The organism is Idiomarina sp., from assembly GCF_048260185.1.
Taxonomy (GTDB): domain Bacteria; phylum Pseudomonadota; class Gammaproteobacteria; order Enterobacterales; family Alteromonadaceae; genus Idiomarina.
Genome location: NZ_JBLXHB010000009.1, coordinates 1 through 23937, shown reverse-complemented (window position 1 = coordinate 23937; position 23937 = coordinate 1). Strand labels below are relative to the sequence as shown.

The window sequence follows — 23937 nt, the reverse complement described above, 5'->3', positions numbered from 1 at the left end:
TCTCCAGTAAATGCCTGAAGATCATAATGGTTGTGTTGTGATCAGGAATCGCACCTTCTAGTGATAAACCTGCAAACAGCCGTATTGAAGTAATCTTGTACAACGCGTCTTACATAGCAAGCTCACTCATGTTGTATCAGTTTGCTTAAAGTAGATGCATATCTTAGTGACAAGAGAATATGGACGTAAATCTTAACCTGCTTTTGAATAGAAGAGTATCAAGCATGCACTAAGTAATTAACGCATTCATACATGGAAGAGCTCTTTGCGAGTCTTACAGCGTTTGCTAGTAAATCCGATTAGGCGAAAGAGAATTGATTCATGTTGAGAATCGGTCATCGTTGGCTTAAGTCTCAAGGTTGTCTGATATTACCGACCTAATCGCATATTCTATATTTTCACCACACTTATTGTGCGAGCTTCTGAGCAGTAATTCGATCGATGATAAGAACATCGATGTATCCGCCCTTCAGACCGCCGCGAAGCGCATCAACTTTATCACTACATCCGCCAATGAGCATGACTTAAACCAAATCCGTGAGCTGTGCATAGGGATTAGTAATTTGTATCAGCTGACTCAGGACAAAGTGGCGTAAAAAAACGAGTGAAAATCAAAAATAAGAAGTTTGACGGGTTGATTGCAGAGATGCCAAACAAGGTACGGAATAAAAGAACGTCTTTTTGTATACGACTCAGTTTTATACCATTCAGAATCATCAAGCTACAAAGCCTCGAGAGCCAAAGCGAAATAAAAATTCCAAACCAAAATTGTTATAGAACGAATGATGCTTTATGATTAACATATACGCAACATACTTATCTATACAACAAAAAAATGACTAGGGATGCCAGCATGCCAAATCTTCTATCCAAAAAAACGCTGTTTTTTGATAGCACAGTAACACAACACATCACCCCAGAATCAGCTAACTGGCAATATGTTGGCTTTCAGGCCCACACCTTAAAAGCGGGACAAACGTTTGCCATCGAGACTCAGGACAACGAAGTATGTGTGGTGTTACTCAGTGGTAAAGCGAATGCTGCAACCGCAGATCAGAGTTGGGAAAACATCGGTGAACGTGATTCGGTATTTGATCAAAAAGCGCCTTACGCTGTGTATGCTCCAGCACAAGATCGAATTGAATACACAGCGTTGACGGATATTGAGCTAGCCGTATGTCAAGCACCTGGTAAAGGCAATTATCAAGCTCGCTTGATTACCCCTGCTGACTGTCAATTTGAAACCCGCGGAATCGGCACTAACACTCGCCATGTCTGCAATGTACTATTTGGTAACTTAGCTGCTGACAGCTTATTGGTATGTGAGGTCATTACACCAAGTGGTAACTGGTCAAGCTACCCACCACACAAACATGATCAGGATGCGGCGCCAGCGGAAACACAATTGGAAGAGACTTACTATCACCGTATCGATCCACCTCAAGGGTTTGTGTTCCAACGGGTCTACACTGATGATCGCAGCTTAGATGAAACCATGTCAGTAGAAGACGGGGATGTAGTGATGGTGCCTGAGGGCTACCATCCTGTCGGCGTGCCGCACGGTTATCAGTCCTATTACTTGAACGTAATGGCGGGACCTTCGAGAAACTGGATTTTCCACAACGATAAAGATCACGAGTGGATCATAGAACGAGATAAAGAGATTTTGGCACAACGGAATCGCTAAGCGCCAAAAAGAGTACAGCGAAAGCGCCAACGGCTCTGCCGTTGGCGCTTTCGTATTAGAGCGTTACCCAGCGGGCTTCTTGGTAGGATTGCTCAACCGCATCACACACTTGATTGACATGGCAAGCCGCACGAAAATCAGGCCACATAGGTCGATCCGCCAAAATGCCCTCCACCAAATCACGTACTTCGACTGCCTTCATATCGTTGTAACCTAAACCATGGCCTGCTGAGACACAGAAGTGGCCATAGTCAGGGTGCTCAGGCCCAACCAAAATGCGTCGAAAGCCTTGGCGACTGCTTTTATCCGATGCGGTGTACAACTGTAGCTCGGACAAGCGTTCTTGATCATAGATTAACGTGCCCTTGGTTCCCGTAACTTCAAACCATAAGCCGTTTTTGCGTCCCCAAGCGATTCGTGAGGACTCTAAAGTGCCTATTGCTCCGTTCGCAAAACGCACCATCATATGCACTTGATCATCGTTCTCCACGGTGCCCATTTTGTTCGCATCTTCGAGCATCGGCCGTTGTTGATGCACGATTTGCAAATCTGCACAGACTTGCGTGATGGGCGCCACCAAATAATTGGCCATATTTATAATATGAGCCCCCATATCTCCTAACGTCCCTGCCCCGGAAAACTCGCGCTTTAAACGCCACGAAAAAGGCACTCGCGCATCGGCAAGGTAATCTTCATTAAAGGTGCCGCGAAAATGCACGACCTCGCCAATTTCACCGCTATCAATGATCTCTTTGGCCAGCTGTACGGTCGGGTTCTTACTGTAGTTAAAGCCTACTAAGGTTTTTACGCCCGCTTGCTCTGCAGCTTCTGTCATCACTAAAGCATCCGCCGAATTAAGCGCCAGCGGTTTTTCTGAATACACATGCTTGCCTGCCGCAATGGCGGCCAATGCCATCTCTTTGTGCAGATAATTTGGTGCACAAATATCGACCACATCAATATCAGGATTGTTGATCAGTTCACGCCAATCCCCTGTGGCACGGCAAAAGCCAAACTCTTGGGCCTTTTTTTCTGCCAACTCACTCGTCACTTCTGCCAACATTTCACATATCAGTTCACCGCTTAAAGGAAACACCGCATTGGCCGCTTTAAACGCAATGGCATGTGCTTTGCCCATGTAGCCAGACCCAATCAAACCGATTCGTAGACGCTTCATCATTCTTCCCCTATATTCGTTATTATTTTAATTCAAATACAGTATTTATATTTGTCAGCTTTATGTAATAACACAAAAGAGCTCTTATAATATTGTGGTGAGCTAACTCTGGTACATACCTGAAACCATGAAGAATTTATCTGAAATCACGATTGATGATTTAAAAGAAGTCTATTTTGGCAGTGTCCGTTACCCCAAGGGTGGTACTCATGGTCCGCGTATTCAGCGTGGTATCCAGCTGTTTCACCTATTGAGCGGCAGCGTTACTTTTACCATAGACAGTCAAGATACAGACCTCGTACCTGGGGATGTTTGTCTGTTGTTACCAGGTAGGCATGAATTCCATCAATTTAGTTTTACAGAAGAGAGCACCCATACTTGGTGCCAATTAGACTTCTACAATAGCCCAGAGCATTTTCAAACGGCGCTTACCTCTGTTACACCGATGGTGACAGCTAACATGGATATTAAGCGTTTTATTGAGTTAGGGTTGTCGTTGACACGTAATCAGCAGACCGCCACGCACCAATCTCTGCTAGAATTGGGCAAGTCTTTACTTCGCTATATCATTGATTATTCAGAACAAAGCACTTCAGACTCCCCCATACCGCGTTCGGTATTAGTCGCCTGTGACTACATTAATGAACACCTCACACAGCCCCTAGAACTGCAAGAGATTGCAACATTCAGCCATGTGTCCATTAACCATCTGATTGTGCTGTTTCGTGCTCATTTGGGCATCACCCCCAGTCGCTATATCTGGCAATTGCGCTGCCATAGAGCCGCAGAGTTGCTCAGCAGCACATCAATCGCGGTTGGCATGATTGCTGAGCAGACGGGCTTTAGTAGCCCTTATCACTTTTCCAAGCTGTTCAAACAGCAATTCCAAGTGTCGCCTCAGAATTACCGCAAGGGAAAGCAACGCTCCTAGCTAGAGAGTACGCTGCTCAAGTCGGTGGGCTAAGCCAATCGATAGGGATTGCGCCAAGACGAGAGAAGAGGACAAGGAGCGAAACGAGTCGATTTCAGCTTCTTTTACCACAAAGGATACCGTCGCTATCGACGCCAATGGGCTGATTTGGTTGTCAGTAATAACAATCAAAGGAACGCCTTTCTCTGCAGCTGCCTTGGCAACCACCTGAGTTTCCTCTGCGTAGGGATGGAAACTCACCGCAATCAGTACATCGTGTTCGTCTAACGTACTGGCTTGTTCCATATACATGCCCCCAACGCCATCCACCAAATAAGCCTTGCGGTCGATATGACGCAATGCATAAGCAAAGTAGCTTGCCACCACAAAGGCACGACGAACCCCGACGATATGGGCCGCATGGGCATTGGCTAACACTTCAATAGCGCGTTCCAGTTCTTCGGCAGAGATGGTGTCCGCCAAATACTGTAAGGCCAGTGCGTTAGCATCAGAAAAGCGCTTGAGTAAACGGAACGGCGATTGGTCTAAATCTTGAGTGCCTAATGCATCCCGAGCCATACGAATACGATCTTGATAATTTGGCGACTCTTCCATCAAGTTCTGCTGAAACAGCTTTTGCATCTCGGTAAAGCCACTGAAGCCAAATGAGTTGGCAAAACGTACCCATGTAGATGGATGCACACCAGCTTGCTCTGAAAGCACCGCGACCGTGCCAAATGCAACATCACTTGGGGAATCAATCACAAACTCAGCCACTTGGCGTAAACGCTTACTTAAATTAGGGTGCTCACGCTTGATGTTTTCTTTGAGTTCTGATAAAGACTTTGGCGTAAGATCTGACATAGGACACTCACTTTATTATCGTTATTAGAGTCACCTGATCAGGGGCTTCAGATGGCACTCTAGTCCGTTTCGAACAACGGAAATGAATGGGTTGCATTTTTAGAATAAAAATTCTAACTTACTTCTCTATACCATGTCTATTTTGTTGCAGATTAAGTACTCACTTATCTTATATTACCTTTGAAGCAACAACTTTGTGGGTGCATGTAAATTTAAATAACAATAGGAATCACAACGTGAACGATGCCGAACAGAACTTTTTTCGTCCCAAATGGCGACGTGTCGCTATTACTGCTTTTTGTGCTGGTTGGAGCGCGCTAGAATGGATAACCGGCAACCCTTTCTGGGGGGTTATTTTCACCGCCATGTTTTTCTACTGCTTATGGAAGTATTGGTATACTTTCGACGAAAACTCCTCTGCAGAATAACCAACTCCTGCTCTACTGTTCACCTTTCAACTAGGCTTGGTGTATGTCAAATCGCCCTACTATTGAAGATTTAGCGGCTGCGGCGGGTGTTAGCACAGCTACCGTTGACCGAGTTCTGAATAACCGCTCAAAAGTCAGAGAGGTGACCGCTCAGCGTGTTTTACTGGCTGCTGAAGACATCGGCTATCATGCTGCAGGCTTGCTTAAACAGCGTGTACGGGAATCCAAACCTAGAAAGCGTCTCTCTATTCTATTGCAGCGTAGTAATGATGAATTCTATGTTGCCTTAGGCCAAGCCATCGAAACGGCCTGCAGTCGCGCAACCGACTTTGCCTTTGAGACAACGATCCGTTTTATGGATGAGGTGTCACCTGAATACATTACCGAGCAGCTAGAGCGAGAAAGTCACCATGCCGATGCGATGGCTGTCGTAGCCCTCGATCACCTGCTAATCAATCAAGAAGTGGAACGTATTACGGGGCAAAACATTCCCGTACTGACGCTACTCTCGCCGTTGTCTACTTCTACTTGCACACGACATATCGGCGTCGATAACCGTAAAGCGGGACGTACTGCCGCATGGGCAATCAATCGTTTAGCAAAACCTGGGGATGTGGGCATTTTGCTCGGCAGCCACAGCTACTTAAATCAGGACATTGCGGAAATCAGCTTTATCAGTTATTTCCGCGAAATTCAGCATGATTTCAACTTGTTAACGCCCCAAGTCAATCTGGACGATAATCAGCTCGCCTATCAAGCCACCAAAGACTTGATCGCACAAGCTCCAAACATCAGCGCGATTTACAGTGCTGGAGGCGGCGTGGAGGGCATCATTAAAGCCATTCGTGAAGCGCAAAAAGCCCAAAGCATTACTTTAATCTGTAACGAACTAATGAGTAGCACACGCCTTGCCCTAAGTGATGGCTGTATTGATATGATCATTGCTACACCAGTCTCCAAGATCGCTCAAGCAGTGGTTGAGACCTTTACTCAAGCCCTTTCCCAAAAATACATCACGCCTCAGCCAGCACTTCAACTTACCGTTGAATTGCACGTCGCTGAAAATTTATAAGCGCTCTATACACATCCTCTAAATCAGATTGATAAAAGTGTGGTAGCCCCATAAAAAAGGCCAATCGTTCAGTACGATTGGCCTTTAAAAGGATGCCTGGATGGAGCATCTCTAAGTGGATTTCTTAAATTTACCCTGACGATGTTGGTCAACGATTACCGCCACAACGATGATGGCACCCTTAATGATATCTTGGTAGTAAGCATCGATTCTTAGGAAGGTGAAACCTGACAGCATCACACCTAGAATTAAGGCACCAATCACGGTTCCCGCGATACGACCACGACCACCAGACAAAGACACACCACCGATAACGGCAGCAGCAATGGCGTCTAGCTCGTACATCAAACCCATGCCGGCTTGCGCCGTTTTGATACGGGCAATGGCAACCATCGCAGCCAGACCCGTTAGCAAACCAGCAATGGCGTAAACTTTGATAAGGTGCATATCGATGTTAATACCAGACACACGAGCGGCTTGTGGGTTAGCACCAATTGCATAGGTGAATTTACCAAAGCGGGTGTAACGCATCACGATGTGAAAAATAACCGCTACCGCAAGAAAGATTACAACTGGCATCCAACGATCTAGGGCGTTACCCAGCGCAGCAAAATCTTTTGTAAAGCCAGAAACAGGGCTACCATCAGTGTACCAGCGTGCAATACCACGTGCCGATACCATCATCCCAAGTGTTGCGATAAATGGTGGTATTTTCGTCTTGGTAATCAGCCAACCATTTATAAAGCCTGCTAATGCACCCGCGCCTAAGCCAACGATTAACGGCACAATAAATGGCAGGTCAGTAAGCGTTGGAAAGATAACCTTTGGCCAAGCACTGGTCTGTGCAAAGGTGGCGGCTATCATTGCGGACATGGCGACGACAGAGCCAGAAGATAGGTCGATTCCTCCGGTAATAATGACCATGGTAACGCCAATGGCAATAATACCGATAACGGAAACTTGCAATACAATGATCTGAAGTCGGCTCATATTCATTAGGAAACTTTGTCCAACGAACATCCAGCCTAAAATTTCAAACATTAGCGAGATACCCACCAATACGGCAAGGATACTCAGTTCTGGTGGAAGTGCTTTTTTCTGCTTTTCTGCCCCAGTGTCTACCGCGGCAGGCTTAACTGTGTTGTCTAAAGTAGTCATATCAATCTCTTATTCTTATCATTAAAAACTATTTTGCAGCCAGACTCATGACGGACACTTGGTCCGCTTCATCACGATTGAGGATCCCAGTACAGCGACCTTCATGCATGACCAGCACTCGGTCACTCATTCCCAATACCTCAGGTAGCTCAGATGAAATCATGATCACAGCCACACCTTTATGGGCTAATTGAGAGATCAAGGCGTGAATTTCAGATTTCGCCCCCACATCGATACCGCGGGTAGGCTCATCCAAAATCAGAATTCTTGGGTGGATTAGCAACCAACGAGCAATCAATACTTTTTGCTGATTACCACCGGATAAGTTTTCGATCACCTCGTGCATACTTGGCGTTTTTACACGAAGCTTTTTACACAACTCAGCAGACTCTTTTTCCAAAGCTGCATGATCGACAAAACCGTTTTTAACATAGTTGTCGTGTAACACCGCTGACTGAACGTTTTCTTGAATATCCAGCGGCAAGAAACACCCCGTTTCCTTACGGTCTTCGGTTAAGAAAGCCATCCCCTGTCTGATCGCATCGTGTGGGTTCTTGATATTAACTTCTTCACCTTCAATGAAGATCTGGCCAGACGTCGCAGGTGTCACACCAAAAATCGTTTCAGCAACATTTGAGCGCCCTGCACCAACCAGTCCTGCCAGTCCAAGAATCTCGCCTTTGCGAACATCAAAGGAAATGTCATGAAAGACGCCCTCTAGGCTAAGGTTTTTAACGGACAATAAAACATCGCCAATCTCAACTTCTTCCTTCGGAAACATTTGTGAGACTTCACGACCCACCATCATTTTGATGATGTCATCACGGGTCACTTCAGAAGAAAGGTGTGTACCGATGTATTTGCCATCACGGAACACTGAAAACTCGTCCGCAATTTCAAACAATTCGTTCATTTTATGAGTGATGTAAACGATACCAATGCCGCGTTTGCGTAGGTCACGAATAATCTCGAAAAGATGCGCCACTTCGGTTTCAGTGATCGCTGATGTTGGCTCATCCATTATTAGCACATCAGAGTTAAACGAAACCGCTTTTGCAATTTCAACCATCTGACGGTTAGCAACCGACAGTGTTGAAATTTCAGCATCAGGATTTAAGCGGATGTTAAGTCGATCAAACAGTTCGACCGTCATGCCACGCATTCGATCGTGGTCAATCAGACCAAAACTGTTGCGAGGTTCACGACGGATCCAGATGTTTTCCGAAACCGTCATGGAGTTCATCAATAACAGCTCTTGGTGAATCATGGCGACACCAGATTCTTGAGCTTTTAGAGGAGTTTCCAAAGTGACCACCTCACCACGAAGGCGTATCTCACCTTGATCGGGTTGATAAATACCAGCGATCACCTTCATTAAGGTTGATTTACCTGCACCGTTTTCACCCATTAGAGCGTGAACGGTACCAGGCCGAATCTTTAGCTGGACATTATCGAGTGCCAATACCCCAGGAAACTCTTTGCGTACGTCTACGACTTCTAGAACGTACTCAGAGCTTTGTGCCTGGGGACTTACGCCACTCGTAGGCAAGGCTTCCACCACTGCTGCGCTACTCATAACGCAATCCCTCCTCTTGTTATTTTATTTTTACATCGGGTGAAACAATTACTTTAGGTAATTGTTTAGATTTTCAGGTGTTACAAGCTCAAACGGAACCCACACTTTCTGGTCCACATCTTCGCCTTTAGCAAGTTTTACTGCTGCATCAACTGATCCTCGACCCTGACCTTCAGCACTTTGGAAAACCGTAACATCTAGGTCACCTGCTTTCATGGCAGCAAGGGCATCAGTCGTCGCATCAATACCTGCAACGATCACATCGTCCATAGAACGACCATCTGCTTTAAGTGCTTGAATCGCACCAATTGCCATTTCATCATTATTTGAGATCACTGCATCAAATTCGATGCCTGCAGAAATCCAGTTTGTCATCAAGTCACTACCCAGCGTACGAGACCAGTTAGCTGTTTGCTGCTCTATTACCTTAATACCTGAGCATTCTGGAGTTGCAATCACATCATGAATGTCTTGCGTGCGTTGCAAGGCAGCCTGGTTAGTTAACTCACCCATCATGACAACAATATTGCCTTTACCGCCCATCAAGCGGCAAACTTCTTGAGTTTGCAACGTACCAGAGACTTGCTCATCGGATGCAACAAAAGCTTGGTTGTCAGGAAGTAAATCAACGTTGATTGGTTGGCGGTTAACGTAAATAAGAGGGATGCCGGCCGCTTGTGCGTCATCAGAGATGGAAATAGTGGCATCCGTATCCACAGGGTTAACAATGATGGCATCAACGCCAGATGCGATGAAGTTTTGAATTTGGTTCAACTGAGTACCGACTTCGCTCTTTGCATCTTCGATTTGAACATCAACGCCCTGCTCTTCCGCAGCGGATTCGATTCCGTTACGAAGAGTCGTCAAAAAGTTGTCATCGAAAAGTGCCATAGACACACCGATGGTTAAGTCCGCCGCGTGAACAGAAGACATCATCATGCCAGATGCTAAAGCCGTAAGAGCTAGTTTTTTCATTGTGCGATTTCCTCGAAAAATGAACACTAAGTGTTCTATTTGTTTTTATTGTTTCCGGTAAAACGCGTCTAAGCGTGTTGCTTAAACAGACGAAATGTTTGTTTACATTTCGAATACGATCATTCTAAAAAAATTATAATTTAGAACATATGTTCCAATTTGGACTGATTCAGGATTTTTGTCAAGGGATTGGAACAATCATTTAATGTGTTTTTTTCGCAAATACGTTTTTGATGTTTTTTGATAGAAATTGATGTTATCACGACATCATTAGATTGACGGTAAAAAATCATCCTAGCTAGTATCAATCATGAAAAATAATTCTAAAAACCACTTTGCGTAAAACATGATCAGTCAAAACATGGTTTACGCGCCTTATATCTAGAGGTGAACAATATGTCTATGCAACCACGCTTTGGCTTAAACCACATGGTCTGCCCATCTTTTACTGTGTCTGAGTTTCTTGACCTATCAGGCAAACTCAAAGCACAGACAGTTGAGTTTCGAAACGACGTGGGTGACAACAGCCTGACGGACCTAGACACCGCCCTTAAAGCAGGTCAACAAGCCAAAGAGCTAGGTATACGCGTCCTTTCTATCAACGCCCTTTACCCGTTCAATGTTTGGAATGACGAACGCGAAGCTCAAACTCGTGAGTTGGCTAAGCTTGCTCAGGCCGCTAACGCAGAAGGCTTGGTCTGCTGCCCGCTCAACGACGGCACAACCGTCAGTTACGAAGATCTCAAATACGCTCTTATTGAGCTTGCCAAGGTATTGAAAGAATTTGATTTACACGGTTTTATTGAGCCACTTGGCTTCCCTATTTCATCTCTTCGCTCTAAGCGCCTAGCACTGCAAGCCATTGATGAAATCGGTGAAAACGAGCGCTTCTCACTGGTACACGATACGTTCCATCACAAAGGCGCAGGAGAGGACGAGTTTTTCCCTGAACGTACTGGTCTGGTTCATATCTCTGGTCTTGAAGACGACATCACCTTTGAAGACATGCTTGATGGAGATCGAGTTCTAGTAGGTGAGAAAGATCGTCTTAGCAATGTAGAACAACTTCGCACTCTGCTTGATACAGGCTTTGACGGCCCTGTTTCATTTGAGCCGTTCTCTGAAAAAGTGTGGAACTTGCAAGACATCGAAGGTGCCGTGCAAGACAGCATTCAATACGTAAACAAAGCGCTGGCGTAAGCGCCTCTCTGGAGGAAGTCTGATGAAAATTGCACTAGATCCGTATATGCACCGCCACTTGTCTTTGGAACAGCTGTGCCGTGCGACCAAAGAAATGGGCTTTGATTACATTGAAATGTCGCCACGAGATGACTTTGTTAAATGGTGGACCCGTCCGCGAGTTTACCCAGAACGCTTAGCTAGCTTCAAAAAAGCCATGAAGGAATACGATGTTGGTCTTGCTACGATTCAACCAATGTACCGCTGGTCGAGCCCTTACGAGGACGAGCGCCAAGTGGCCATGGACAACTGGAAACGCATGATTGAAATTGCTGTGGAGCTTGACAATCCGTTGCTAATTTCCGAGTTCGGCCGAGGTGGATCACCAGAGCGTTCTAACGTGGATCGTCAAGGCATCCACACACCAGAAGCTTGTGAAAATGCGTTCTGGCGCTCCATGGATGAATTGGTACCGATTCTTGAGCGTGAAGGCTTGGTATTAAGCGTTGAGCCACATCCAGAGGATTGGGTGGAAGAAATGAACCCTGCCATCGAGATCATCAAAACCATCAATTCGCCTGCACTAAAAGCGTCTTACATCGCGCCACACTCGTTTTACTACGGGGATGATTTGGCAAAGACCATTCGTATGACTCAAGGTGAACTCGTACACGCTCGCGTGGCCGACACCTTTAACCATAAAGGCTCTTCACAGCTGCGCTACATCGTCAATCCACCTGGCTCAAACGCCCGAGTGCATCAGCATTTGGACATGGGGGAAGGGGAAATCGATTGGGATGTGTTCTTCAAAACCCTGCATGAAATTGGTTTTGACGGCGTACTGTCTAGCTGTGTCTTCGCCTGGGAAGAACGCGCTGATGACTCTGCCCGCTTTATGCGAGATCGGATGCAACATTACATCAATAAATACTGGGGCTAAGGCACCACTTACCTTAAATAAACAAGAACAATTACAGAGGATACATTCATGACTATTAAAATCGGTGTCATTGGAACAGGTGCTATTGGCGCGGACCACACTCGTCGCATCACTCAAACATTAGTTGGTGCAGAAGTGATTGCCCTAACCGATGTCAACGCAGACAGCGCCCACAAAGTAAAATCTGACCTTGGCCTAAACGCTGAAGTGTACGCAGATGGGCATGAGTTAATTGCCAACAGCGGTGTTGACGCAGTACTCGTTACTTGCTGGGGGCCAGCACATGAAGAATTCGTGGTTGCGGCAATCAAAGCAGGCAAATACGTATTCTGTGAAAAGCCGTTAGCGACCACAGCCGCAGGCTGTCGCAATATTGTCGAGGCCGAAATGGCCGTGGGCAAGAAGCTGGTTCAAGTGGGCTTTATGCGTCCATACGATTCGGGTTACAAGCTATTAAAAGAAGCCATTGATGCGGGCGAAATCGGTGCACCACTGATGATTCACGCTGCTCACCGCAACCCAACTGTGCCTGAGCAATACATCACGCCAATGGCCATTCATGACACGCTTATTCACGAGCTAGATGTGTTCCGTTGGTTGCTGGATGACGACTATGTCTCCGCACAAGTGGTTTTCCCACGTAAGTCAAAACATGCCCACGACCAAGTTGCCGACCCACAAATTGTCATGCTGGAAACTAAAAAAGGCATCCGTATTGACGTAGAGATCTTCGTTAACTGTCAATACGGCTACGACATCCAGTGTTCAGTAGTCGGTGAAGAAGGCATCACCAACTTACCAGAACCGCAGGCACTGACCCTGCGTAAGAACGCGCAACTGGGCCAAAGCATCTTAACCGACTGGAAAGATCGCTTTATCGCAGCCTACGATGTTGAGCTACAGGACTTTATCGATGGTGTGGCAACTCAAAACTTAACGGGACCAAACTCTTGGAGCGGCCTTGCTGCAGCGGTCTCAGCGGACGCCTGCGTGAAAGCTCAAGAGTCAGGCTTGATTGAGCCTATTGAGATGCCAGAAACCCCAGAGTTTTATCGTTAATCTTCCCCACTGGAATGTTATTTATTCTAAAGGCTGCTTTCGAGCAGCCTTTTTTTTGGAATAAATATTCCGTTCCATTTCATAAAGAAATACTGACAGCGCAAACAAAAACAAATAAGACATTGATTTAATTGAAAATAATCGACAAAAAAGCCTATAAACAAAAGCTGAAAAAATATTTTCTAAACAATTGAAAAAATAGAATTTTTATTCTAATCTAGACAGCATACTTACTAACAATAACAAATGATCACACTGTCTTAATCTATGGGCAGTTCAAGGATCAGACAATTTAGCTGACACGGGAGAATGAGACCATGCCCAGCGATAAAAACTTAGATCTAATCTGTCTTGGTCGCGCTGCAGTCGATATTTATGCAGAGCAAATTGGCAGTCGCCTAGAAGACGTTTCAAGCTTTGCTAAATACCTAGGTGGTTCCTCTGGAAACATTGCTTATGGAACAGCTCGCTTGGGTCTAAAAAGTGCCATGCTAACTCGTGTGGGCAATGAACACATGGGGCGCTTCGTAAAAGAAGAGCTGAATCGTGTGGGTTGTGATACCAGCCATGTTGTTACCGACGAACAACGTCTTACAGGTTTAGTTCTCCTAGGCATCAAAGACCAAGACACTTTCCCTCTTATTTTTTATCGCAACGATTGTGCAGACATGGCGGTTAGCCCAGAAGACTTCGATGCCGACTTCATCGGGTCAGCCAAAGCTCTTGTGATTACCGGCACCCATTTCTCAACTGAGAGCACTTACGCCACCAGTAAACAAGCTATCCAATACGCTAAAGAGCGCCAAACTAAGTGTGTGTTGGACATCGACTACCGCCCTGTTCTTTGGGGATTAACCAACCCTGGCGATGGCGAAACACGTTTTATTTCGAATGAAGCTGTCACCACACACCTACAAGGCATTTTGGGCGATTTCGACCTTATCGTTGGTACAGAAGAAGAAGTTCATATTGCAGGTGGCAGTACCGACACGATTACAGCATTGAAGAAAATTCGCGAGCTGAGCAACGCTACGATTGTTCTTAAGCTTGGCGCGCAGGGCTGTACCGTATTAGAAGGCAGCATCCCTGCTAATGAAGATGACTTTGTTGTTCACACTGGCGTACGCGTCGATGTACTCAATGTTCTAGGCGCAGGCGATGCCTTCATGAGTGGTTTTCTTCGCGGTTGGATCCGTGGCGTAACACCAGAACAGTGCTGCAACTACGCCAATGCCTGCGGTGCATTGGTTGTTTCTCGTCATGGTTGCGCTCCGGCTATCCCAAGTGCAGAAGAGCTGGATTACTACCTAGAGCATGCTCACGAGATCCCACGTCCAGACCTGGATACAGAGCTGAATCACTTGCACCGAGTTACCACTGAACGTTTATCATACGATTGGCAAGACCTATGCATTTTTGCCTTTGACCATAGAAAGCAATTGTTCGATATGGCCAAAGAAGAAGGTGTTGATCCAGCCAAAATCAAAACACTTAAACGACTATTAGTAAAAGCTCTTGAAGCGGGTGTTAAAGAAATAGGCAGCAGTCAGTACGGCGTTCTAATTGATGGCACCTACGGTCAAGATGCTTTGAATGATGTCACAGGTAAAGGTATATGGATTGGTCGTCCAGTAGAACTGCCAAGCTCCCGTCCTATTGAACTAGAAGGGGGTCGAAGCATCGGCTCACGTTTGAAGTCTTGGCCGAAAGAGCACATCGTCAAATGTTTAGTGTTTTACCACAACCAAGACGAAGCAGAACTGCGCGCAACACAGGAGCGCCAAGTGATTGAGCTTTACCAAGCCTGCTGCGCATCGGGACATGAATTGTTATTAGAAATCATTGCTCCACGTGACAAAGAACACGACGAATCCGTGTACACCGAATCTGTACAGCGTTTTTACAACCTAGGTGTGAGGCCAGACTGGTGGAAACTACCGCCACAATCACCCAGTAACTGGACGTCCCTCACTCAGATTATTCAGCAATTTGACGCTCATTGCCGAGGCGTAGTGATGTTGGGACTTGATGCGCCAATGGAAGAGCTGAAACAAGGCTTTGCTAACAGCGCAGGCTTCGACATTGTGAAAGGCTTTGCCGTTGGCCGTTCTATCTTTGGCGCGCCTAGCCGCGAGTGGTTAGCTGGACGCTTTAATGATGAGCAGCTAATCGAAGCATGTGTATCAAATTACTTAGAGTTGGTTTCCTACTGGAAAGACCGCCACTAACAGGAATGGCATAAAGGAATCATGATGAACACGATTAAATTGACCATGGCGCAAGCGGTAATTCGCTACTTAATGGCGCAAAAAGTAGAAACTGACGAAGGCATCAAACCAATGTTTGCCGGTGTGTGGGCGATCTTCGGTCACGGCAACGTAGCGGGCATAGGTGAAGCGCTTTACCACGTAAAAGATCAGCTACCAACTTACCGAGCGCATAATGAACAAGCGATGGCTCACGCTGCCATCGCCTTCGCTAAAACTAAAAACCGTCAACAAATGATGGCCTGTACTGCTTCAGCTGGGCCAGGTGCAGTCAACATGGTGACCGCTGCTGCGGTGGCACACGTAAACCGTATTCCTGTGCTGTTCTTGCCAGGTGACACATTCGCTACGCGCATGCCAGATCCAGTGTTGCAACAAGTGGAAAACTTCCATGATCACACACTGACGTCTAATGATTGCTTCCGTCCTGTAAGCCGCTTCTTTGATCGTATTACACGTCCAGAACAGCTTTTAACATCTTTGCCACAAGCCATGCGTGTTTTAACTGATCCGGTTGAATGTGGACCTGTGACACTTGGAATGCCGCAAGACGTACAAACGATGGCGTTTGATTTCCCAGAGTCGTTCTTCGCAGAGAAAGTACACCGTTTGCGTCGACAAGGACCAGATGCCTTCGAATTAGCTCAAGCCATTGAGCTAATCAAACAAGCCAAAAACCCAGTTGTGATTGCAGGCGGTGGTATTCATTACTCTGGTGCCCTTAGTGAGTTTGATGAATTTGTCAGCGCACTGAAATTACCTGTGGGTGAAACACAAGCGGGTAAAGGTGCTCTACCTTGGGATCATCAGCAAAACATGGGCTCAATTGGTGTCACCGGTGCGGGATCCACAAACCGTCTATGCGCTGAAACCGATTTGATCATCGCTCTTGGCACACGCCTTGGCGACTTTGCTTCGGGTTCTCGCTCTCTGATCAACCCAGAAGCGAAGTTGCTGTCTCTAAACGTTGCTTCGTTTGATGCCGTTAAACACAAAGCCGTCTCTTTGGTCGGCGATGCTAAGTTGACCTTGCCGATGCTGACTCAGGCACTTTCAGGCTATGAAGCGACCGGCGCTTGGGTAGATCGTGCAGAAACAGAGCGTCTGGAATGGCATGCAGCTGTTGAAGATGCTACTCGCGATCGCGGCACCTCCCTTCCGAGTGATGGCGAAGTCGTTGGTGCAGTGAACCGCTCGGCTGGTGAACAAGACATCGTCGTGTGTGCTGCAGGTGGCTTACCAGGTGAGTTGCAAAAACTATGGCGTACTCGATACAGCCGTGGTTACCACATGGAATACGGCTACTCTTGCATGGGTTATGAGATCGCTGGTGGCGTTGGTACCAAAATGGCCGCGCCCGATTCTGAAGTCTATGTCATGGTGGGCGATGGTTCTTACTTGATGATGAACTCTGAAATTGCCACCTCGGTAATGTTAGGCTTGAAAGTCATCTTCGTGGTGCTCGATAACCGCGGTTACGGCTGTATCCATCGCCTACAACAGTTCTGTGGTGGCCCAGGCTTCAACAACATGCTGGAAGACTGCTTAACCACAGAAGAAGGCGCACCGAAAACTGATTTCGTGGCCCATGGCAAAGCCCTTGGTGCTAACGGTGAGAAAGTCACCACTATCGAAGAACTTGAGGCCGCTCTGGTTCGCGCCAAAGCCTCTCCTATTAGTTATTTGATTGAGATCGACACAGATCCAACCATCGTCACGCACAGCGGTGGTCATTGGTGGGATGTCGCGGTTGCAGAAGTGTCTGAACGTGAACAAGTTCGAGACGCACGCAAAGTCTACGAAGAGCATAAAGCTCGCCAATTTAAAAACCTTTAATGCCAACACTTTTTTGAGCGGAGAATAACAATGAGCGTTCGTATCGGTATTAACCCACTTACATGGACCAATGACGACCTACCTACTTTAGGGGCTGACACGTCACTCGAAACCTGCCTAACAGAAGGTAAACAAGCAGGATTTAGCGGTTTTGAATTGGGTCAAAAATTCCCACGTGATCCAGAAGTGCTTGGTCCAATCCTGAAAAGCCATGGTCTAGATCTAGTCTCTGGCTGGTTCAGTGGTGAGCTACTTTCGCGCAGTGTCGAAGAGGAAATTGAGGCTATCAAACCTCATTTACACCTACTAAAAACACTTGGCGCGAAAGCCATGGTGTACTGTGAAATCACAGATTGCATCCATGGGCAGATCGATACTCCACTATCACATCGCCCACGCTTGACTGAAGCGCAAATCGCAGACTTAGGTAAGAAGCTAACACAGGTGGCTGATTTTACTCTTTCTGAAGGGGTTCAAATCGCCTACCACCACCATATGGGTACGGTGATTCAAACCGAAGAAGAAGTTGCGCTGCTAATGAAATACACCGGTCCATCGGTAGGCCTGCTATTAGATACCGGCCATATGACCTTTGCCGGAGGTGATCCGTACACAGTTCAAGAGCGCCATGCTGATCGTATTGTTCATGTGCATTGTAAAGACATGCGCAAAGAGATTTTAGCGGATGCTCTAAACCGCGACCTTCCATTCTTACGTGCCATGCTGAACAGCGCTTTCACGGTACCAAGTGATGGTTTTATCGATTACGGCCGTTTGTTTAAACAGTTAAAAGCAAGCAATTACTCCGGCTGGTTAGTGGTGGAAGCGGAACAAGATCCTGCGGTTGCGCACCCTCTGACTTACGCAACTAAAGGCGCCGAAGGCTTAAAACGATACTGTGAAGAAGCTGGCTTAGATCTAATCGACTAATTTCGTGAAGGTCGCCTGTTAAGTCAGGCGACAACAACAAAAAGGTAATGCAATGAATACGTTAGGAAACTTTATCAATGGCCAGCATGTGGCTAGCCAAAGTGGCCGAGTGGGCCCTGTTTACAACCCTGCAACAGGAGAGCAAAGTTTAAGCGTTGCTCTATCCAGCGCAGATGAAACCCGTGACGCGATTGCTGTGGCACAAACGGCGTTTGAAACTTGGCGTAAAGTCACACCGCTTAACCGTGCCCGCGTTCTTTTCAAATACAAAGCACTGCTTGAGCAACACGCAGATGAAGTCGCTGAAATGATCACTAAAGAGCACGGCAAAGTATTCTCTGATGCAAAAGGCGAGTTAACTCGCGGCCTTGAAGTGGTTGAGTTTGCTTGTGGTATTCCTCACCTTCAAAAAGGCGAGCACAGCCTAAACGTTGGGCGTGGTGTAGACAGTATGTCTTTAATGCAACCACTTGGCGTATGTGCCGGTATCGCACCGTTTAACTTCCCAGCCATGGTACCAATGTGGATGTTCCCAGTTGCCATCGCGTGCGGAAACACATTTATTATGAAGCCTTCTGAAAAAGATCCTTCAGTACCTCTACGTTTGGCTGAGCTACTTACTGAAGCGGGTCTTCCTGATGGCGTCTTTAACATCGTTAATGGTGATAAAGAATCTGTAGACGTTCTACTGACGGACGAACGTGTTCAAGCCGTGAGCTTTGTCGGCTCTACACCAATCGCTGAATACATTTACTCTACGGCATCAGCACACGGCAAGCGTGTTCAAGCATTAGGTGGTGCGAAGAACCATATGATCGTTATGCCGGATGCCGACCCATCTCAAGTCGTTGGCTCTCTAATGGGTGCTGCTTACGGTTCCGCTGGTGAGCGTTGTATGGCCATTTCAGTTGCTGTTTGTGTCGGTGACGAAGTAGCAGACAACCTGATCAGCAGTCTAAGCCAAGAAATAGACAACATGCACGTTGGCCCAGGTCTTGGTTTGCCAGAAGAAGCACACATGGGTCCTGTGATTTCTAAAGAACATTGCGCAAAAATCAAAGATTACATCGGTGTCGGTATTGAAGAAGGTGCTACCATCGTTCGTGATGGTCGTGAGTTTGTCGTAAAGGGCCATGAGAATGGCTACTTCGTTGGCCCAACGTTATTCGATAACGTGAAAAAAGGCATGCGCATTTACGAAGAAGAGATCTTTGGCCCAGTGTTGTGTGTGGTTCGTGCTGAAAGCTACGCACAAGCGGTTGAAATGATCAACTCCCACGAATACGGCAACGGTACCTCTATCTTTACACGTGACGGTGATACTGCTCGTCAGTTCTGTGAAGAGATTCAAGTGGGCATGGTCGGTGTTAACGTGCCAATCCCAGTACCGATGGCGTTCCACAGCTTCGGTGGCTGGAAGCGCTCATTATTTGGACCACTTCATATGCATGGTCCAGATGGCGTTCGTTTTTACACTCGCATGAAAACAGTGACCGCACGCTGGCCGACAGGTCTACGAGCAGGTAACGAGTTCTCCATGCCAACAATGAAGTAATCATATTTTGTCCGCTGCGCTCACTGTGAGCGCAGCATTCTTCTAAAATAACAATACAAGGAAGAACATCATGAGTACATTCAAAACACTAACCCTAAGTACCAGTTTGATTGCGGCTACGCTCGCATTGCCAGCACAGGCAGCCAACATTGGTGTCACGATGACATCCTTTGACAACCCATTCCTAGACATCTTGATGGATGGAATGAAAAATGCGGCTCATGACAACCCCGATATCACGCTGCAGTTTGAAGACGCAAATTTAGATATTGGCCGACAAATGAATCAAGTCCAGAGCTTTATTGCGGCCGGAGTCGATGGCATCGTAGTCAACGCTGTAGATGGCGATACGACGGCAACACTTACCCAAATGGCGGAAGAAGCGGGTATGCCCATCGTCTATGTAAACCACCCACCTATTGATTTTCATATGTTGCCGGACAAAGCCGCGTTTGTCGGCTCAAATGAGCTCGATTCAGGCACTATCCAAACAGAACAAGTCTGCCAACTACTAAACGGTCATGGCAACGCGTTGGTGATGATGGGGCCACTAGAAAACCATGCTGCGCACATGCGCACTAAAGACATTGAAGACGTGGTGAGCCGAGCAGAATGTAACGGCATCACCATTGTTGAGAAACAAACGGCAAATTGGTCACGCACACAAGCTTACGACCTAATGACCAACTGGATCACGTCAGGCATCGAGTACGATGCAGTCATTGCCAACAACGATGAAATGGCATTGGGCGCCGTACAAGCCATCGAAGCCAGCGGTCACTCACTAGACGACGTTGTAATTGCTGGCATCGACGCAACGTCTGACGGATTGATCGCTATGAAGAATGGACAATTAGACATTACCGTTTTTCAGAACGCGGTAAAACAGGGCGAAGTCGCCGTGTTATCTGCCTACAAAATTTCTCAAGGGAAACCTTTCGAGCGCAATATTTGGATTCCTTTTGAGCTGGTTACCCAAGACAACCTTCATGATTACATGAAGTAACCTTATCTCTGGCCGGAGATGCACTGTAGTACTCTAGTTAATCTTCACTCTCTGTTGGTTAACACTTTTGCCCACCGCCCCCGGTGGGCTTTTTTATTGTATTAGATTGAGTTATAGGGGGTGATGATACTTATGGGAGATATACTATCCTGACCTAACTGATTACGAATAACATGAACAGCATTTTTTACTTCTTGGTCTACATCATGTCCTATCACCACATCCATTTCTCGAGCGTCGAGTAATTCTCTTGTATGTGAACTGATCTCATGTCCTATAAAGATAACATGACGGCATAATTTATACTCTCGCAATGCCTTGGCAATACCTCTATTACCACCTGCAGCGTTGTATACAGCATCCAAATGACGGTCTTTTTTTAGAAACTCCAAAGTGGATTGATAGGAGTATTCAGAGTTGTCTTGGGAATTGATACTTTCTTCAATTTTCAAATGAGGGAATTCTTGCCTTAGCGCTTGACGAAAGCCCAGCTCTCGCTGCAATTGGCAATCATGGGGGGCACTCGCAACAAACAATATTCGCCCTGGCATATGAGGTAACATTCGCCCAAGCAGATAGCCCACTGTGGCACCTACGCTTTTTTGTTCTGAACCAACATAGGCAGTACGATTTGAATTGGGAAGATCGCTGGTAAGGCAGACGACCGGAATATTTTGCTCAACAGCAAGGTTTACAGCCCTATTGACCTGTGGTGCATCGGCTGCCATCAAAATGATGCCATCAACCTCTTTGGCTCGCTCTTTAATTAAACCTGCAATTTTGCTACTTGAACTTTGACCTGTTTGTAAGGTGTCTAGAGAGTATTCGATTTCATGAACATTTTTTTGAATAAAATGGTGAATTGCTTCCTCTACAAGGCTAATAAAAGTTGGCCCGGCTTCCACGATAAAGGCAATTTTAGTGATCTTGATCTTGTTAGTGTCGCTTTGTCTATTGAGCTGTTCAATGGCATCAAAAACCTTTTTTCGAGTGGAAACTTTAACCCCAGTTCGACCGTTAATCACTCGGTCGACACTTGCAGTGCTTACTTGTGCGAGATTGGCTATATCTTTAACGGTGAGCTTTTTAAGATGTTCGCGCATTAGTATACCCCACTATTTTTGATGTATTTTAAATCAAAATATCGGATTTTGATTTAAAATACAGAATTATTTTGCTCATTTCGCTCATAGGAAATATATATATTGATCTACTTCCTGTATGTCATGGGATGTACTTTTATAATAAATACAAGATCAATGAGGTGAGTTATGCATACATTTGCGTTGTTTGGCTGTGGCCGTATTGGGCAAATTCATGGAGCTAATGTGGCAGCGAATCCCAACTGTCATTTGAAGTATGTAGTGGATGTGTATCAACCCGCAGCGGAAGCCGCCGCAGCAGCCTTTCATTCTAGTGTCACAACCGTAGAAGAAGCATTGGCTGACCCTGAAGTGAATGCAGTGTTGATCTGCACTGCAACTGAGATCCATGCGGATTTGATTATTCAATCAGCACACGCAGGTAAAGCCATTTTTTGTGAAAAGCCTGTTGATTTAAATATTGATCGTGTACGTCAATGCTTATCCGTTGTCAAAGAATGCAATGTACCTCTGATGATGGGCTTTAATCGCCGCTTTGATCCCAATTTTGCACATTTAAAAAACACTTTAGAGCAAGGAGCTGTAGGCCAGCTGGAAATGTTGACCATAGTATCTCGAGACCCTGGGGCGCCGCCAGTGTCGTATATTCAATCTTCAGGCGGACTATTTCGTGACATGACTATCCATGATTTTGATATTGCTCGTTGGTTGTTAGACGAAGAGCCTGTATCTGTTTACGCCTCCGCTGCGGCACTGATTTCAGAAGAAATTAAGAATGCTGGAGATGTTGATTCTGCCGTGGTAACCCTAACCTGTGCAAGCGGTAAGATTGCGGTCATTACAAATAGTCGACGAGCGACTTATGGTTACGATCAACGTGTGGAAGTCCACGGTAGCAAAGGTATGTTGGAGATTAAAAACGTGCCAGAAAGCACTTTGGTAGTGTCCAATGATGAAGGTGTTCAAGCACAAAAGCCAATGCATTTCTTCTTGGAACGCTATGCAGCCGCTTATAAGAGCGAACTTGAGTGCTTTGTTGAAGGGCTCACCACAGGCAATTATACATTTCCAAGCGGGGATGATGGTGAGAAAGCCTTGCTATTAGCGGATGCAGCGCTTGCTTCACTAAAGTCTGGGCAAGTGGTTAACCTTTAGTTCTCTTGTCATTCGGCTCGATAATCCCCCCCGTATCCATGGAGACTTCAGAGTATAGATAAACCCCAGTTTTTGCTGGGGTTATGTTCAGGTAGTTTTTAGACGCGTTGAAAGTCATTTTGATTAATAAGCCATTAACTAAATAAAGTACTCAATGGCAATGTCTGTTCCTCTACACTCCAGACTGGAGAGTTTCGATAATATCAAGCACACTTTTAATAATTATGAGTTCAATTTTAAGTAGCCTAGCCCCAACGAACCGTAACCTTGAGGCTAAGTGCTCTGTTTTGTTTAATAGATATCTGCTTCATGATGAGGGTGGCAGCTCTGGATCAATGCCTGTCATGGCAATAGACGTATCCCAGAGCTGGCGCGCTAGCTCTTCATTCTGGCCCCGCGAGTTCTGGATGACTCCCCGGAAACACCACGTATGCCAACGAAGCCGATCGACCCATAGTAACCATCGGCTTTCACTTGTCCAGTTACCGCTTGAAGTGCAGGCCAAGCGCCCTTTGCTAGATTGTTAAGAAGCAGTCCAGTCAAAGGCAGCAAGATTTGTAACGACCCCCATGTAGTGCCCCAGATCAGTCGAGGTAAAACTCGGATGACACCCTAATCGCTATCACAGGCGGACCCGATGCACGCAGGCGACAATCCAGCTCAAAGCAGAACAGTTCTTTCTGAGTCTTCGCAAAGCACGTCAAAAATACATTGAAAGCTAATCGATTGCATGGTCGTTCACCTTAAAGATCAAATTTTATTAAAGCGTAGCGCAATATTATTTAATGCGCACCTTGCTATATAGATTCTTAGTAATTTGTAGCCACCCCATCCGCGTAGCCGTCAACTAACTCAATGATCATCGGTACGGCAATGGGTTCATCCAGGGTGATTTGGCCCCTGCTCGCTTGCTCTCACCTTGAGCACTTGGTGGACCAGCCCTCATCAGTACATGTAGACCATCCTCAGCGCCCCAGGAACATCAATTAAACCAAAGCCATGCCACAAATAGAATTCTACTCTCACAAGACCTGACGAGAATACAAAGCAATTAAAGCTT

Annotated in this window: 20 protein-coding genes; 13 read left to right on the top strand and 7 right to left on the bottom strand. The window is 46.2% G+C overall.

Annotation, left to right across the window (positions count from 1 at the left end; all coding sequences use genetic code 11):
* Window positions 1–407 precede the first annotated feature (407 nt).
* A complete protein-coding gene (locus ACN0RF_RS13190) occupies window positions 408–521 on the bottom strand; it encodes a sugar-binding domain-containing protein (RefSeq protein WP_417439377.1) in 114 nt (37 codons plus the stop codon).
* A 332-nt stretch (window positions 522–853) separates the two neighbouring features.
* On the opposite strand from ACN0RF_RS13190, the gene iolB reads away from it, so the two are divergent.
* The gene (iolB, locus tag ACN0RF_RS13185; protein ID WP_417439376.1) at window positions 854–1687 is read left to right on the top strand and encodes a 5-deoxy-glucuronate isomerase; all 834 of its coding nucleotides are present in this window, start codon (window positions 854–856) and stop codon (window positions 1685–1687) included.
* Window positions 1688–1742: 55 nt separating this feature from the next.
* Here iolB and ACN0RF_RS13180 read toward each other — a convergent pair whose 3' ends face one another.
* Entirely contained in the window at window positions 1743–2867 is a 1125-nt protein-coding gene (locus tag ACN0RF_RS13180; protein ID WP_417439375.1) for a Gfo/Idh/MocA family protein, read from the bottom strand.
* Between the two features lie 124 nt (window positions 2868–2991).
* Here ACN0RF_RS13180 and ACN0RF_RS13175 point away from each other — a divergent pair, with 124 nt between their 5' ends.
* Window positions 2992–3795 carry an AraC family transcriptional regulator gene (locus ACN0RF_RS13175; protein WP_417439374.1) on the top strand — a complete coding sequence of 268 codons (804 nt, stop codon included), beginning with the start codon at window positions 2992–2994 and terminating at the stop codon, window positions 3793–3795.
* On the opposite strand, the gene ACN0RF_RS13170 is transcribed toward ACN0RF_RS13175, so the two are convergent.
* Window positions 3796–4638, bottom strand: coding sequence for a MurR/RpiR family transcriptional regulator (locus ACN0RF_RS13170; protein ID WP_417439373.1), 843 nt, complete (start codon window positions 4636–4638; stop codon window positions 3796–3798).
* A gap of 236 nt (window positions 4639–4874) precedes the next feature.
* On the opposite strand from ACN0RF_RS13170, the gene ACN0RF_RS13165 reads away from it, so the two are divergent.
* The gene (locus ACN0RF_RS13165; protein WP_417439372.1) at window positions 4875–5066 is read left to right on the top strand and encodes a hypothetical protein; all 192 of its coding nucleotides are present in this window, start codon (window positions 4875–4877) and stop codon (window positions 5064–5066) included.
* Between the two features lie 43 nt (window positions 5067–5109).
* The gene (locus tag ACN0RF_RS13160; RefSeq protein ID WP_417439371.1) at window positions 5110–6138 is read left to right on the top strand and encodes a LacI family DNA-binding transcriptional regulator; all 1029 of its coding nucleotides are present in this window, start codon (window positions 5110–5112) and stop codon (window positions 6136–6138) included.
* A gap of 111 nt (window positions 6139–6249) precedes the next feature.
* On the opposite strand, the gene ACN0RF_RS13155 is transcribed toward ACN0RF_RS13160, so the two are convergent.
* From ACN0RF_RS13155 to ACN0RF_RS13145, 3 genes are read right to left on the bottom strand one after another with little or no spacing between them, the layout of a single operon-like run.
* Window positions 6250–7296: an ABC transporter permease gene (locus ACN0RF_RS13155; RefSeq protein WP_417439370.1), complete on the bottom strand. Its 1047-nt coding sequence runs from the start codon at window positions 7294–7296 to the stop codon at window positions 6250–6252.
* 28 nt (window positions 7297–7324) lie between these two features.
* A complete protein-coding gene (locus ACN0RF_RS13150; protein WP_417439369.1) occupies window positions 7325–8872 on the bottom strand; it encodes a sugar ABC transporter ATP-binding protein in 1548 nt (515 codons plus the stop codon).
* 48 nt (window positions 8873–8920) lie between these two features.
* Window positions 8921–9847 (bottom strand): sugar ABC transporter substrate-binding protein, encoded by a 927-nt coding sequence (locus tag ACN0RF_RS13145; protein WP_417439368.1) that lies wholly within the window; start codon window positions 9845–9847, stop codon window positions 8921–8923.
* Window positions 9848–10243: 396 nt separating this feature from the next.
* Here ACN0RF_RS13145 and ACN0RF_RS13140 point away from each other — a divergent pair, with 396 nt between their 5' ends.
* The 8 genes from ACN0RF_RS13140 to ACN0RF_RS13105 all read left to right on the top strand — a co-directional run bounded on the left by ACN0RF_RS13140 (window position 10244) and on the right by ACN0RF_RS13105 (window position 20619).
* The gene (locus tag ACN0RF_RS13140; protein WP_417439367.1) at window positions 10244–11047 is read left to right on the top strand and encodes a TIM barrel protein; all 804 of its coding nucleotides are present in this window, start codon (window positions 10244–10246) and stop codon (window positions 11045–11047) included.
* A gap of 22 nt (window positions 11048–11069) precedes the next feature.
* The gene (locus ACN0RF_RS13135) at window positions 11070–11966 is read left to right on the top strand and encodes a sugar phosphate isomerase/epimerase family protein (RefSeq protein ID WP_417439366.1); all 897 of its coding nucleotides are present in this window, start codon (window positions 11070–11072) and stop codon (window positions 11964–11966) included.
* 48 nt (window positions 11967–12014) lie between these two features.
* Window positions 12015–13025, top strand: a complete 1011-nt coding sequence (locus tag ACN0RF_RS13130; RefSeq protein ID WP_417439365.1) for a Gfo/Idh/MocA family protein — start codon at window positions 12015–12017, stop codon at window positions 13023–13025.
* 317 nt (window positions 13026–13342) lie between these two features.
* Window positions 13343–15253: a bifunctional 5-dehydro-2-deoxygluconokinase/5-dehydro-2-deoxyphosphogluconate aldolase gene (locus ACN0RF_RS13125; RefSeq protein ID WP_417439364.1), complete on the top strand. Its 1911-nt coding sequence runs from the start codon at window positions 13343–13345 to the stop codon at window positions 15251–15253.
* A gap of 21 nt (window positions 15254–15274) precedes the next feature.
* Window positions 15275–17128, top strand: a complete 1854-nt coding sequence (gene iolD / locus ACN0RF_RS13120) for a 3D-(3,5/4)-trihydroxycyclohexane-1,2-dione acylhydrolase (decyclizing) (protein WP_417439363.1) — start codon at window positions 15275–15277, stop codon at window positions 17126–17128.
* A 30-nt stretch (window positions 17129–17158) separates the two neighbouring features.
* Window positions 17159–18058, top strand: a complete 900-nt coding sequence (gene iolE / locus ACN0RF_RS13115; protein ID WP_417439362.1) for a myo-inosose-2 dehydratase — start codon at window positions 17159–17161, stop codon at window positions 18056–18058.
* Between the two features lie 52 nt (window positions 18059–18110).
* A complete protein-coding gene (locus ACN0RF_RS13110) occupies window positions 18111–19613 on the top strand; it encodes a CoA-acylating methylmalonate-semialdehyde dehydrogenase (RefSeq protein ID WP_417439361.1) in 1503 nt (500 codons plus the stop codon).
* Window positions 19614–19683: 70 nt separating this feature from the next.
* On the top strand, window positions 19684–20619 hold the full coding sequence (locus ACN0RF_RS13105; RefSeq protein ID WP_417439360.1) for a sugar ABC transporter substrate-binding protein: 936 nt from the start codon (window positions 19684–19686) through the stop codon (window positions 20617–20619).
* 101 nt (window positions 20620–20720) lie between these two features.
* On the opposite strand, the gene ACN0RF_RS13100 is transcribed toward ACN0RF_RS13105, so the two are convergent.
* On the bottom strand, window positions 20721–21722 hold the full coding sequence (locus ACN0RF_RS13100; RefSeq protein WP_417439359.1) for a LacI family DNA-binding transcriptional regulator: 1002 nt from the start codon (window positions 21720–21722) through the stop codon (window positions 20721–20723).
* A gap of 168 nt (window positions 21723–21890) precedes the next feature.
* Between ACN0RF_RS13100 and iolG the strand changes: the two genes are divergently transcribed.
* Entirely contained in the window at window positions 21891–22877 is a 987-nt protein-coding gene (gene iolG / locus ACN0RF_RS13095; protein ID WP_417439358.1) for an inositol 2-dehydrogenase, read from the top strand.
* Window positions 22878–23937 lie beyond the last annotated feature (1060 nt).